Raw genomic sequence first — 11915 nt, 5'->3', positions numbered from 1 at the left:
TCAAACTCGGGTTTGATCCGTGCCATGTATCCCAGTTCTGTCGTGCACACCGGGGTGAAATCGCGGGGGTGTGAGAACAGCACTACCCAGCTGCTACCGATCCACTCATGGAAGTTCATTGGGCCTTCGGTGGTTTCGGCGTAAAAATCAGGAGCAGTGTCGCCAATTGTTAGTGTCATTAGAAGAACTTCCTTCCCGTACTTCCAGCATGTCTGCGGCGGGCAATTAGTCGCCTCTGAGCCGCGGGGGGGCGCAGTGTCGCTTCAGTCGCCGGACTACGACGCTAGACAACTCGGATCATGGTACCGTCCCAACGGTCAAGTGCGCTATCACCCTGAGTAGACGATTGATACGGGGCTGATGGCGAAGTAGCAACCGGTGCCAGGCTGCCGGCGCTGCGAGTAATCAAGGCGGTTACCGCGGTGCTAATCGTTGCCAGGTGAATGACCCGCTCACAGGTGGGGGCATGCTCAAACCCCGGCAGAAATACCACCGCGAGCAGAAATCCGAACAGGAACTGCACACCGGGCTGGGCGACACGTAGTTCAGCCAATAGTTCGCTGACGTTGCCCGTGCGCCCGCGGCTATCGATGTCCGTCGTCGGCGACCTGCGCTCTCATCTGTCATGTGGCCCGAACAGCCCTGCGCACCGCACCCGCGGCAATCTTTGCGACCCAGCGCTGTCCAGTAGCCAGACCGTGACGGGTCACGTTGCCACCGCGGCGACCACGCCTAGCTGCATCATCGCTTTATCTCGATGACGAAGGCGAGATGTGGGTCGTCGACTTTCGCCCGACCACAAGGGCCGATACCCTGGAGGGTATGTTACCCTATACCTCAGGGGGTATTTCGAAGGGATGGCGCATGATCGGCGATGAAGAAAGCATCACGGTGGTGCTCAACCGGCTGCGGCGTGCCCATGGGCAGCTGGCCGGCGTCATTGCGATGATCGAACAGGGACGGGAGTGCTCGGAGGTCGTGACCCAGCTCGCGGCGGTCTCGAAGGCACTCAATCGTGCGGGCTTCAAGATCATCGCCACCGGCATGCGGCACTGCCTGACCGGTGAGACAGCCGAGAACTCCGAGCCGATCGGCGAGGCAGATCTCGAGAAGCTTTTCCTCGCGCTGGCCTGACACCTGAAAGAGGAAGGAATGACGGCATTTCCACTCCCGCTTGCGCGCACCTCCCTGCTCGACGACGCCGTCGGACGAAGACGAAAAGCACCGGCTCACAACGGCTTCGGTGTGATCGACGCGCCGGAGCAGAGCACCTACCGACGCTACGGGCGACCGTCGGGCAAGCCGGCGTGTCACCGACATCATGACTGTCTGGACCACGCTGGGCCTCGGAGCCGTCATCGGGGTGCTGTTGGGCCTGCTCGGCGGCGGCGGGTCAATCCTGACGGTGCCGGCGCTCGTCTATGGGCTCAACCTCGGCATCGCGCAGGCGATACCCATGTCGCTCATCGTGGTCACTATCGCGTCGGCCACGGGCGCCCTACCGAAAATCCGTGTCGGTCAGGTGCACTGGCGTCTGGCCGGGATCTTCGCAGCCGCCGGTATCCCGGCTGCCTTCGTCGGCGCTGCCATCGGAGGCCGTCTTACACAACCGATCATCATGATCGGCTTTGCTGCGGTGATGCTGGTCGCGGCCGCGCGAATGCTGCTGGATCGTGGCGGCACCGGCACGCCGTGCACAGTGGGAGACCTCGGGATCAACTGGCGCCGCTGCGCCTCGCGGTCTATTCCCATCGGGTTCCTGGTGGGCCTGCTGACCGGGTTGTTCGGCGTCGGCGGCGGATTCCTCATCATCCCAGCGCTGGTCGTGCTGCTCGGCGTGGAAATGCCCATGGCGATCGGCACGTCACTGCTGATCATCGTCGCCAATTCCGCGGCTGGCCTAGTGGCACACGCCAACGCAATGACCGTCGACACGACGATCACGGTGGCATTCGTCGGCGCCGCGATCGCGGGATCGCTGATCGCCGGGCACCTCGGCACCACGGTCGCCACGGCCCGTCTTCAGCGCTGGTTCGCCTATCTCGTGATCGCCGTCGCCGCCTATGTGCTCATCGACACCATCGCTATCCGCTGACCAACGATTTTCAACCGGGCTGAGGAGGTAACCCCTATGGACGTGCTGATCATTGAAACCTCGGGACTGGGCGACCGCAGCTACCTGGTCGCCGACGGTGATACCGCGGTGGTTGTGGACCCGCAGCGCGACATCGACCGTGTGCTGCGGCTGGCCGACGATCGCGGGGTTCGAATCACCCATGTGCTGGAAACCCACATCCACAACGACTACGTCACTGGTGGACTGGAGCTGTCTCGCACCACCGGAGCGCAATACGTCGTGCCGGCCGGCGACGACGTCAGCTACGACAGACGTGCGGTGTCCGACGGCGACATCATCGACGCCGGAACTATCCGGCTACGGGTCATCCATACTCCCGGCCATACCCACCATCACCTGAGCTACGTGTTGGGCGACCGCGGCGGCGCCACCGTTGGTGTGTTCACCGGCGGTTCCTTGCTTCACGGCACCACCGGTCGGACCGACCTCGTGGGCGCCGAGCACACCCGCGAACTCACCCATGCGCAGTACCACTCGGTGCGACGGCTGGCCGACGAGCTGCCCGCTGACACCGCGGTGTATCCCACCCACGGATTTGGCAGCTTCTGTTCGGCCACCCCCGGCAGCGGTGACTCATCGACCATCGGTGAACAGCGTCAGAGCAACCCCGCCCTCACCCGGGATGAGCAGACCTTCGTCACCGAACTGCTCGCCGGGCTATCGGACTACCCCGCCTATTACGCGCACATGGGTGTTATCAACAGCACCGGCCCCGACCCGGTCGACCTGTCGCTGCCTCAACCCGTTGATCCCGATGAGCTACGCAGACGCATTGAGGCGCGCGAATGGGTCGTTGATCTTCGCACCCGCACGGCGTTCGCCGCCGGCCACCTCGGCGGCACGCTCGGTTTCGAGCTGTCGAACTCGTTCGTTGCCTATCTGGGTTGGCTGCACAAGTGGGGCGAGCCGCTCACCCTCATCGGTGAGGACTTCGATCAAATCGCCGAGGCCCGAAGAGAACTCGTCCGCATCGGCATCGACGAGCTTGACGGCGCCGCAGTGGGCGACATCAATACTCTTTGCGCCGGCACCGAGCTGCGCTCCTACCGCGTCGCGAACTTCACTGACTTGGCCGGCGTGCTGGCCAAGCACAATGTCACTGTCCTGGACGTCCGTCGACACGACGAGCACACGAAGGGCCACGTGCGCGACGCCCTCAACATCCCGCTGCACGAGCTCATCGACCGCATCGACGAAGTTCCCGACCGAGAAGTGTGGGTGCACTGCACCTCCGGGTATCGCGCATCGATCGCAGCATCGATCATCGACCGGGCCGGCCGCACCCTCGTCCTGGTCAACGACGAATTCGACACGGCCGCCAACCTCCATCTCGTCAGTTAGAAAACCACTGGGCGCTGCTGGCGGTGACCATGCCGCCGAGTCCGGTGATTGAGTCGATGACCTGTGGGCCTCGGCGCGGGTACTGGGTGCAGCCGGATCCCGACGATCGGGATTCTGGTCGTAGCCGACGCGCCGGCTGGCCGGTTAGGCGAGGGCGTGGGTGTGGACCCAGGCGTTGTAGCCGCCGGTCAGGTCTGACACGTTGTCGAGGCCGTGTGCGCGTAGGAGGGAGGCGGCCACGCTGGAACGCCACCCGCCGGCGCAGTGCACGACGATCGGCTTGCCGGTGGGCACCGCGTCGAGCCGGTTTCGCAACTGGGCCAGCGGTATATGGATCGCGCCGGGGATGGTGCCCGTCTCCAACTCGCCGGGGTTGCGGATGTCGATCAGCGTCACCGCGTCCTCGGCCAGCATCCGGTCCACCTCGGCGGCGCTGGTCTTTGGCGCTGTCTGCACCAGGTCGGCCAATTCGGCGGGGAAGCCCCCGTCGCGCTCGACGGTGAGATAGCCGATGGTGTTATCGGAGCCGACGCGGGCCAGTCGCAGCGCGGCGTCTTGTTCTTCGCCCGGGTAGGCGATCAGCGCGATGTCGTCTCCGATGCCAGCGACCATTCCGCCGGTTTCGGCGAAGCGGCCGTCGAAGCCGACGTTGATCGAGCCGCGAAGGTGACCGGCGGAGAAGTCTTCGACGCTGCGGGCATCCAGGACGCGCACACCGTCGTGCAGCGCCGCGCGGAGTTGCGCGGGCGTCAGCGCCGGAATCTTGCGGTCACGGGCCAGCAGCGGGTGGACACGCTTATTCATCGCCGCATCGACGGAGAAGTAGTCCGGCGCCGCCGGTTGCCCATGGGTGATCAGCTCGACGAAGTCGTCCTCGCTCATCGGCTGCACCGACGGGTTGGTGCGGCGCTGTTCGCCGATGGTCGACGTCAGCTCGGTCGACAGGTTCTTGCCGCACGACGATCCCGCACCGTGGGCGGGCATCACCGTCACCGCGTCAGGCAACTTGAGCAGGGTGTCGTGGATGGTGCGATACATCGCCCGGGCTAGATCGGCGGCCGAGCTGTTGCCGATGTTGACCAAGTCGGGCCGGCCGACATCACCGATGAACAGGGAGTCACCGGTCAGTACCGCACTGGGTTCGGCATCGGGGTGCTCGCGCACGACGACGCTGATCGACTCCCAGGTGTGCCCCGGCGTCGACAGGATCTGCAGGTCGACCGGGCCCAGGGCGATGTGCTCGCCGTGGGTGAGCCGGCGAATCGGATAGTCGGTCTGGGCCGTCTCGCCGAATCCGATCCACGCCCCGGTGGCCTCGACCAGCTCCAGATGTCCAGAGACGAAGTCGGCGTGGAAGTGGGTGTTGATCACCCCTTCGATCGTTAGCCCGTAGCTGGCGGCATCCTGCAGATACTCGGTGATGTCGCGACGGGGGTCGACAACGACTGCGCGGCCGGTAGTTTCGTCGCCGATGAGGTACGAGGCGTGTGACAAGCACTCGATGTAGTACTGCTCGAGGATCATCGTCTGTTTCCTTCACTGCTCGCTGCTGCATATACCCCCGTGGGTATGTGTACGACGGGAACCACTATACCCCCGGTGGTATTCCTGTCAAACGGGAATCAGCGACCGCCGGGCCCACGCGAAAGGACCTCATGAACACCTCGACACCGGCCGCGATCGATGCCCAGGAGCTGCGTGCCCTCATGAACTCGACCGCCCCTCCGCGCGTCCTCGATGTGCGCACGCCCGGCGAGTTCGAAACGGCGCACATGCCGGGCGCCTACAACGTGCCGCTCGACATGCTGCGCGGGCATCGTGACGAGATCGCCAAGCGCCTGGACCAGCAGGTGGTGCTGGTGTGCCGCTCAGGGCAGCGCGCCACAGCGGCCGACCAGGCCTTACGCGGGGCCGACGTGACGAACGTGCACATCCTTGACGGCGGAATGACCGCTTGGGAGGCACTCGGATTCCCGGTCGAGCGGGCCGCTCAGCGGTGGGACTTGGAGCGTCAGGTCCGCTTGGTCGCCGGCTGCCTGGTGTTGTCGAGCGTTGTGAGCAGCATCGTCGCGCCCCGGCTCAAGTGGCTGGCCGCCGGTATCGGCGGCGGGCTGGCCGCAGCGGCACTGACCGACACCTGCGCGATGGGCACGATGCTGTCGAAGCTGTCCTACAACCGGGGCGCCACGTGCGACGCGCGCACCATCGTCGCGCAACTCACCGACAACGTCGCTGCCCATCCGAAGGCGCGCTGACGGCCATGATCGCGTTGACCATCGCCCTGGCGGTTCTCGTCGGCGTCACGCTGGGCCTGCTCGGCGGGGGTGGCGCCATCCTGACCGTGCCGCTGCTGGTGTACGTGGCAGGGATGGAGACCAAGCAGGCCATCGCCACATCCCTGCTCGTGGTCGGTGTCACCAGCGCGGTGGCGGCGACCTCGCATGCGCGGGCTGGAATGGTCCAGTGGCGCACCGGCCTGGTGATCGGCGCAGCCAGTATGGCCGGTGCCCTTGCCGGAGGTTTGTTGGCCCAGTTCATCTCGGGAACCGCGCTGTTGATCGGCTTTGCGGTGATCATGATCGCCACCGCGGCCACAATGCTGCGCGGACGCAGGGAAGCTGGCCCTGCCGACGCTGCAGGATCGATGCCGGTCGTCACGATCATGTGGGTGGGGCTTGCGGTCGGCTTGGTGACCGGGCTGGTCGGCGCCGGGGGCGGCTTCCTGATGGTGCCGGCGTTGGCGCTGCTCGGCGGGTTGCCCATGCCGGTCGCGGTCGGCACCTCGCTCGCAGTCATCGCAATGAACTCGTTCGCCGGGCTGGCCGGGCAGCTGGCACGTGTGCCCGTCGACTGGGCCCTGGCGGGCGCGGTGACCGCGGCGGCGCTGGCCGGTGGTGTGATCGGCGCGCGCGTGAGCGCGAGAGTCAACCCTGACGCGCTGCACAAGACCTTTGGCTGGTTCCTGTTGGCGATGTCCTCGGTCATCCTGGGCCAGGAGATTCACCCAGCCGCCGGTACCGCCGCGGCCGTGTTGACTGCGCTCGCCGCCGCAATCACGTTCGCGTGCACCCGATATGCGCTGCCCGTTGCGGCGATTCGTCAGCCGGCCGCGCGTCGCCGCCGCGGCTAAGCCGTTAGGTATACCCCCACCGGTACTGTGGAGCTACTACCCAGAGAGGACTACACAGCATGGTTGGTGACGAAGACGCGATTGCCGCGGTGCTGAACCGGCTGCGCCGCGCCCAGGGCCAACTCGCCGGAGTGATTGCGATGATCGAGCAGGGCCGCGAGTGCAAGGACGTCGTTACCCAGCTCGCCGCGGTATCCCGCGCACTGGACCGGGCCGGCTTCAAGATCGTCGCCACCGGATTGCGCGAATGCGTCACCGGTGAAGCGGCCGACGGAGCCACACCGATGACCGAGGCCGAACTGGAAAAGCTGTTCCTCGCACTGGCCTAACAGCGGGGCCGGGCGGCTTCGTGGTCGCCGCAGATGTTGCCCGGCACGCCTGATGCGGCAACGTCTACGAAGGCGAACACCGCCCCGATCGTGGGGTCGGTCGATTCTCTTGGGGTGGAGCATCTTTGGCGCCTGGCGCGGCGCGCTGGGTGCCGACTCGGCCCAAACCGGCTAGGACACAGCCGACCCGGGCGGTGTAGTCGGCGCACCCCAAACTCCATGCCGACCACGGCAATGAACACGTCACAGCTCCGTCAAATCGACAGCTGGTTGAGCAGAGGATTTACCATCGGGCTACGACGATGCTAGCCTCTTATATAGATCGATCGGTGTAGACCGGTGACAGCTATCTGAGGTGATGATATGTCGGGTCAGGACAACCGATTGGCCGCGGCCGGCGGGTCTGCCGGTGGCCGACAAAGCCATATCTAGTCCGGAGTGATCGATGATGGCCATCGCCGCGCTCATCCTCTTCGCAGTGTTCATCGTGCTCGCCGGCGGCGCGCGTCCAATACTTCAGCGCCGCCGTACCGGCGACACCGGGATCCGAGGGTTCTCCGCCCGCCCCAGCGACATTCAATGGTGGGCCCACTATGGCGCCGCGGTCGGCGGCCTCGCAACTGGAATTGGAGCACCCCTGGCCGAGCTGATCGGTCTGGCGCCGCTCGGGTTTCTCGACCACCCCATCAGCCGCGGTGTGGGCTTGGCCCTTGCCGTGCTCGGCATCCTGGCAACCTTTGCCGCCCAATTGGCAATGGGAGCGTCCTGGCGCATCGCCGTGGACCGCGGCGAGCAGACCACCCTGATCACCGGCGGCCCGTTCCGGGTGGTCCGCAACCCCATCTTCAGCGCCATGGTGCTCGCTTTCCTCGGCCTGACACTGATGGTACCCAACCTGATCGCGGTCGTCGGCTTCGTCGTCATGCTCATCGGCAACCAGGCACAAGTGCGTCTGGTGGAAGAGCCGTATCTACGGCAGCTGCACGGCGCCGCGTATGCGGACTACGCCGCGCGGGTAGGCCGGTTCCTGCCCGGCATAGGGCGCTTGCGTTCGGGCTGACGAATCGAGCCCGAGTGCGCATCCATCGGCTCGTCAGCTGTCGTATCTAGCGGGTGCTGCGGCGAATCGGCGGGCGCATTCGGGCGAGCAGAACCACCAGTCGCGGTCGGCGTGGCGCAGATGACTCGGCGCAGTGCCGGGGTCGACCCGCGTGCCGCACACCGGGTCGGTGGGATACTGCGCCGCTGCCAGTGGCAGCGAAAACACCTCGACCGGTGCCTCGACGTTGCGCAGCTTCTGGGCGCCCAACGGATGCACGGAAAGCCCCAGCTGCTCGCATGCGGCTTGAACCTGTTGTGTCACGGCCGCCTGCCCCGCGGCGGCAAGCGCGGTGACCCGGGCCGCCACATTCACGCCGTGGCCGATGTAGTCGTCGCCGAGTCGGGCCGCGCTGCCGTGGTGAACGCCGGCCCGCAGAGCCAGAAAGCCGTCCTCATCGGCGGCACGCTCGGCTAGGCCCCGGATAGTGGCGATCATCTGTTCGGGCGTGCTCGCCCGCAGCATCACCGCATCGCCGATCGTCTTGACGATCGCGACACCCGGCGCGAGCGAGTCGCGGGTAAGCCCGACCAGGCGGTCGGCCAGGCGGGCCGCCTCCTCGTCGCCGCAGATTTCGGTGAGCACGCCGAATCCGGACAGGTCGACGAACGCGAACGTCGCTGCGACAGCTTCGCCAGTGGCCATGATCCTCAATTCGTCGTGCGGTTCACCCACGTGCGTCATCGTTGTGGTGTGACCGGGTCGCCGCGCCACGGCGCGTGTCGTGCTCGCGCTGCAGGCGCCCGAGGCCGGGCAGGAAGCGCCCGACACGCGAGGCGTAGTCAGTGTAGGCAGGGCCGTGGACGCGGCGCAGATAGGGTTCTTCGGCCAGGCGCACCTGCACCTGGATTCCGATCAGCATCACCGCCACGCCGGCGACGGCGACCAGGTTGGGCACCATCAACGCCAGACCGCAGAAGGCGACGATCGCGGCGGTGAAGATCGGATTACGGACCACCCCGAACGCGCCGGTGGTGACCAGCGGCGTGCGCTCTGTCTCGTCGATCCCAATCCGCCAGGAATCACCCAGGGACAGCTGAGCGACAAGGGCTAAGAGGATGCCGAGCACCGCGACCGCGACACCCAAACCGCGCCCTAGCGGATGATCCATGACGGCGAGCGGCGCCAGCCCGGCCACATCGGCCAGCGGCGCGCCGACACCCACCAAGAGATAGCCGAGGTCGGCCCCAGCCAGAGCCCACCACTCCAGAGAGCCATCCGGGCACCACGTGCGCCGGTTGCCGCTATCGCCGGTGCGACGCAGCTGAATGTGCCGGCGGCCCGCGCCGAGCACCAGCATCATCACCGCGAACAGGACCAGGGCCGCGATGGCCATCATTTGTCAGCTCCCGTCGGGATCGGTTTGGCGGCGACACCGAACAGGTAGTCGCCCCGGATACGGGTAGTTTGAGCCGAGCACCACCAGGCCGTGCTGGGCGAGTTCGTCGAGGAACTGCTCGGCGCCGAGCCGGGGGGATCGGCGTGCAACTTTGAACCGCGCCTCAACGGTATGCGCCAGTTATTCGCGGCGGTACGGGCCACGATTATCGGGCAACGCGGGGGTTTTCGGCGTGGGTCGTCGCGGCACGGGCAATGTCACGGCGGTATCGCCGAGTGTGAAGGGCTGGCAGTGGTGTTTGAGCGGCAAGGGCCGTCCACTCAGCAGCCGGTAGGTGGCCTCGCGGGCGGTCACGTCCACCGATAATCGGCAGCCGCGCCAGACGATTCGGAATCCCAGATGGTTCAGCGCCGCGGGCAGGCGCGGCGCGAAGGACAGTTCGCCGCGGTGATCGCGCATGCCGCCGAACCCGGCCACACAGGCCAGCCAGGTTCCGGCGAGCGCGGCGATGTGAAGCCCGTTGGACACGTTGTGATGCAGGTCGTGCAGGTCGATGAACGCGGTTTCGACGAGGTAGTCGTAGGCGAGCTGTAGGTGACCGATCTCGGCGGCCACGATCGCCTGACCACAGGCCGACAGCGATGAGTCGCGCACGGTCAACGCGTCGTAGTAGTCGAAGTTACGGGCCTTGTCCTCAACGGTGAACGCGTCGCCGCGCAGGTACATCGCCAACGTCAAATCGGCCTGCTTGACGACCTGCGTGCGGTATAGCTCGAAATACGGATAGTGCAGCAGCAGTGGATAATTCTCGGTCGGCGTCGCGGCGAAGTCCCAGCGCGCCTGTCGGGTGAAATTCTCCGCCTGCTCATGCACACGAAGCTCATATTAAAGGGCACTGTCATGTGCTTGGCGCAGTCGCGCCACTGCGCGGTCTCGTCGTCGCGGACGTCGAGCCGGCGCGCCACGTCGGGGCGGCGCCGGCAGGCATCGGCGGCGTCGGTCAGATTCTGTTGCGCCATCAGATTGGTAAACAGGTTGTTGTCGGCGAGGGCGGAGTATTCGTCGGGGCCGGTGACGCCGTTGATGCGGAATTTTCCCGTGGTGTCGCGGTGGCCCAGGCTCGCCCACAGTCGCGCGGTTTCCACCAATAGCTCCACGCCGCAGTCGGTTTCGAACCGGTGATCGCCGGTGGCTGCGAGGTATCGGGCCGTCGCATAAGCGATGTCGGCCCCGACGTGCACCGCCGCCGTCCCGGCAGGCCAGTAGCCCGAGCATTCGTCGCCGTTGATGGTCCGCCACGGGAACATCGCCCCGTCCTGGCCCAGTTCGTGCGCGCGGCGTTTGGCCTTATCCAGGGTGGAATGCCGCCAGCGGAGCGCGTCACCGGCCGCACTGGGAATCGTGTGGGTGAGCACCGGCAGCACGAAGATCTCGGAATCCCAGAACGCGTGGCCGTCATAGCCGGGACCGGTCAGACCCTTGGCCGGGATGGCGCGGGTTTCGCCGCGGGCACCGGCCTGCAGGACGTGAAACAGCGCGAACCGCACCGCCTGCTGCAGTTGGGGATCGCCGTCGATAACGATGTCGGCGCCGGACCAAAAGGTGTCCAGATAGTCGCGCTGACGCGCCGCCAGCGTGTCCCAGCCGGTTTCGTTCGCCGAGGCCAGCGCGGCGTCCACCTGCGCGCGCAGCGCCGGCGTCGAGCGTCGGCTCGACCATCCGTAGGCGATGAACTTCGTCAACCGCAGCACCTCACCCTTGGCCACGTCGACCGCGATCGTCAACCGCGCCAGATCCTGCTCGGTTTCGATGTCGCATTCCGGGCGGCCCGCGACGTCGAGTTGATGATCCATGCCCGCGGCCATGCGCAGCCCGGATTCTTTGGTGTGATGGGCCAACACCGCCCGGAAACCGCGTGCCGCCGCGAAATCCGCTACAAGGGGTCGATCCAACGCCGCGGCGAGGCGGGGGTCATCGCGGCGGGTGGGCACCGGCTCGTTGGCCAGCAAATCCGATTGCACCACCAGCTCCAGTTCGGCGTCGAGCGGCTCGACCTCGTATCGGATCGCGGCAATGGCGCGCTGGGTGAACGACACCAGCCGCTCCGACCGTATCCGCACACACCGCCCGGTCGGGGAGGCCCACACCGTGGTACGGCGCAACGTGCCGGACCGCAAGTCCAGGACGCGTTCGTGTTCGACCGCTTTGCCGTAGCGCATGTCCATGGGCTCGTCCTCGACGAACAGCCGGATGATCTTTCCGTCGGTCACATTCACCAGCGTCTGGCTGTCGCCGGGGTAGCCGTATCCGGCCTCGGCGTAGGGCAGTTCGCGTCGCTCATAGAACCCGTTGAGGTAGGTGCCCGGTTTACCAACCGGCTCCCCCTCCTCGAACGTTCCGCGCAGGCCAATGTGGCCGTTTGAGAGCGCGAAAATCGACTCGGTACGGGGCAGCGCCTCCAGATCCAGTCCACACCACCGCAGCTTCCACGGAGCAATGTCAAATCCCGGTTGAGCCGTGCTCATCGCAACATCTCCCTC

The 11915-nt window shown here is 66.1% G+C and carries 11 protein-coding genes and 2 pseudogenes; 7 read left to right on the top strand and 6 right to left on the bottom strand.

Annotated elements, in window-relative coordinates; all coding sequences use genetic code 11:
- Nucleotides 1-179 (bottom strand): redoxin domain-containing protein (locus RMCN_RS00140; RefSeq protein WP_131808486.1); only part of this gene is annotated, 179 nt, incomplete at its 3' end.
- Between the two features lie 104 nt (nucleotides 180-283).
- Entirely contained in the window at nucleotides 284-523 is a 240-nt protein-coding gene (locus RMCN_RS32050; protein ID WP_234787524.1) for a DUF6328 family protein, read from the bottom strand.
- A 341-nt stretch (nucleotides 524-864) separates the two neighbouring features.
- Between RMCN_RS32050 and RMCN_RS00135 the strand changes: the two genes are divergently transcribed.
- From RMCN_RS00135 to RMCN_RS00125, 3 genes are all read left to right on the top strand, one after another.
- The gene (locus RMCN_RS00135) at nucleotides 865-1134 is read left to right on the top strand and encodes a metal-sensitive transcriptional regulator (RefSeq protein WP_067386368.1); all 270 of its coding nucleotides are present in this window, start codon (nucleotides 865-867) and stop codon (nucleotides 1132-1134) included.
- Between the two features lie 187 nt (nucleotides 1135-1321).
- Nucleotides 1322-2095 (top strand): sulfite exporter TauE/SafE family protein, encoded by a 774-nt coding sequence (locus RMCN_RS00130; protein ID WP_067386366.1) that lies wholly within the window; start codon nucleotides 1322-1324, stop codon nucleotides 2093-2095.
- Between the two features lie 36 nt (nucleotides 2096-2131).
- On the top strand, nucleotides 2132-3478 hold the full coding sequence (locus tag RMCN_RS00125) for an MBL fold metallo-hydrolase (protein WP_067386365.1): 1347 nt from the start codon (nucleotides 2132-2134) through the stop codon (nucleotides 3476-3478).
- A gap of 144 nt (nucleotides 3479-3622) precedes the next feature.
- Here RMCN_RS00125 and RMCN_RS00120 read toward each other — a convergent pair whose 3' ends face one another.
- Nucleotides 3623-5002: an MBL fold metallo-hydrolase gene (locus RMCN_RS00120; RefSeq protein ID WP_067386363.1), complete on the bottom strand. Its 1380-nt coding sequence runs from the start codon at nucleotides 5000-5002 to the stop codon at nucleotides 3623-3625.
- A gap of 131 nt (nucleotides 5003-5133) precedes the next feature.
- On the opposite strand from RMCN_RS00120, the gene RMCN_RS00115 reads away from it, so the two are divergent.
- The 4 genes and pseudogenes from RMCN_RS00115 (at nucleotide 5134) to RMCN_RS00100 (ending at nucleotide 7997) form a co-directional block, all read left to right on the top strand.
- On the top strand, nucleotides 5134-5733 hold the full coding sequence (locus tag RMCN_RS00115; protein WP_067386361.1) for a rhodanese-like domain-containing protein: 600 nt from the start codon (nucleotides 5134-5136) through the stop codon (nucleotides 5731-5733).
- A 5-nt stretch (nucleotides 5734-5738) separates the two neighbouring features.
- A pseudogene (locus RMCN_RS00110) lies at nucleotides 5739-6678 on the top strand (sulfite exporter TauE/SafE family protein).
- Entirely contained in the window at nucleotides 6668-6937 is a 270-nt protein-coding gene (locus RMCN_RS00105) for a metal-sensitive transcriptional regulator (protein ID WP_067386359.1), read from the top strand. Before RMCN_RS00110 ends, RMCN_RS00105 begins: the two are co-directional and overlap by 11 nt.
- A gap of 445 nt (nucleotides 6938-7382) precedes the next feature.
- Nucleotides 7383-7997 (top strand): methyltransferase family protein, encoded by a 615-nt coding sequence (locus tag RMCN_RS00100; RefSeq protein ID WP_308206370.1) that lies wholly within the window; start codon nucleotides 7383-7385, stop codon nucleotides 7995-7997.
- A gap of 33 nt (nucleotides 7998-8030) precedes the next feature.
- Here RMCN_RS00100 and RMCN_RS00095 read toward each other — a convergent pair whose 3' ends face one another.
- The 3 genes and pseudogenes from RMCN_RS00095 to RMCN_RS00085 all read right to left on the bottom strand — a co-directional run bounded on the left by RMCN_RS00095 (nucleotide 8031) and on the right by RMCN_RS00085 (nucleotide 11900).
- Complete coding sequence (locus tag RMCN_RS00095) at nucleotides 8031-8720, bottom strand: adenylate/guanylate cyclase domain-containing protein (protein WP_409366026.1); 690 nt, start codon at nucleotides 8718-8720, stop codon at nucleotides 8031-8033.
- Nucleotides 8704-9375, bottom strand: coding sequence for a methyltransferase family protein (locus RMCN_RS00090; RefSeq protein WP_067386355.1), 672 nt, complete (start codon nucleotides 9373-9375; stop codon nucleotides 8704-8706). The genes RMCN_RS00095 and RMCN_RS00090 overlap by 17 nt, the downstream gene beginning before the upstream one ends.
- A 180-nt stretch (nucleotides 9376-9555) precedes the next feature.
- Nucleotides 9556-11900: pseudogene (locus tag RMCN_RS00085) on the bottom strand (glycoside hydrolase family 65 protein).
- Nucleotides 11901-11915 lie beyond the last annotated feature (15 nt).

Source organism: Mycolicibacterium novocastrense (assembly GCF_001570485.1).
In the GTDB taxonomy this organism is placed as follows: Bacteria; Actinomycetota; Actinomycetes; order Mycobacteriales; family Mycobacteriaceae; genus Mycobacterium; species Mycobacterium novocastrense.
Note: the sequence above shows the minus strand (reverse complement) of the source record. Positions and strands in the feature narration are given on the sequence as shown.

Excerpts from the sequence above, each read along its gene's own strand:
- RMCN_RS00125 (WP_067386365.1), top strand. The coding sequence starts at position 2,132 with ATGGACGTGCTGATCATTGAAACCTCGGGACTGGGCGACCGCAGCTAC.
- RMCN_RS00120 (WP_067386363.1), bottom strand. The coding sequence starts at position 5,002 with ATGATCCTCGAGCAGTACTACATCGAGTGCTTGTCACACGCCTCGTAC.
- RMCN_RS00090 (WP_067386355.1), bottom strand. The coding sequence starts at position 9,375 with ATGATGGCCATCGCGGCCCTGGTCCTGTTCGCGGTGATGATGCTGGTG.
- RMCN_RS00100 (WP_308206370.1), top strand. The coding sequence starts at position 7,383 with ATGATGGCCATCGCCGCGCTCATCCTCTTCGCAGTGTTCATCGTGCTC.
- RMCN_RS00095 (WP_409366026.1), bottom strand. The coding sequence starts at position 8,720 with ATGACGCACGTGGGTGAACCGCACGACGAATTGAGGATCATGGCCACT.
- RMCN_RS00130 (WP_067386366.1), top strand. The coding sequence starts at position 1,322 with ATGACTGTCTGGACCACGCTGGGCCTCGGAGCCGTCATCGGGGTGCTG.
- RMCN_RS00135 (WP_067386368.1), top strand. The coding sequence starts at position 865 with ATGATCGGCGATGAAGAAAGCATCACGGTGGTGCTCAACCGGCTGCGG.
- RMCN_RS00115 (WP_067386361.1), top strand. The coding sequence starts at position 5,134 with ATGAACACCTCGACACCGGCCGCGATCGATGCCCAGGAGCTGCGTGCC.
- RMCN_RS00105 (WP_067386359.1), top strand. The coding sequence starts at position 6,668 with ATGGTTGGTGACGAAGACGCGATTGCCGCGGTGCTGAACCGGCTGCGC.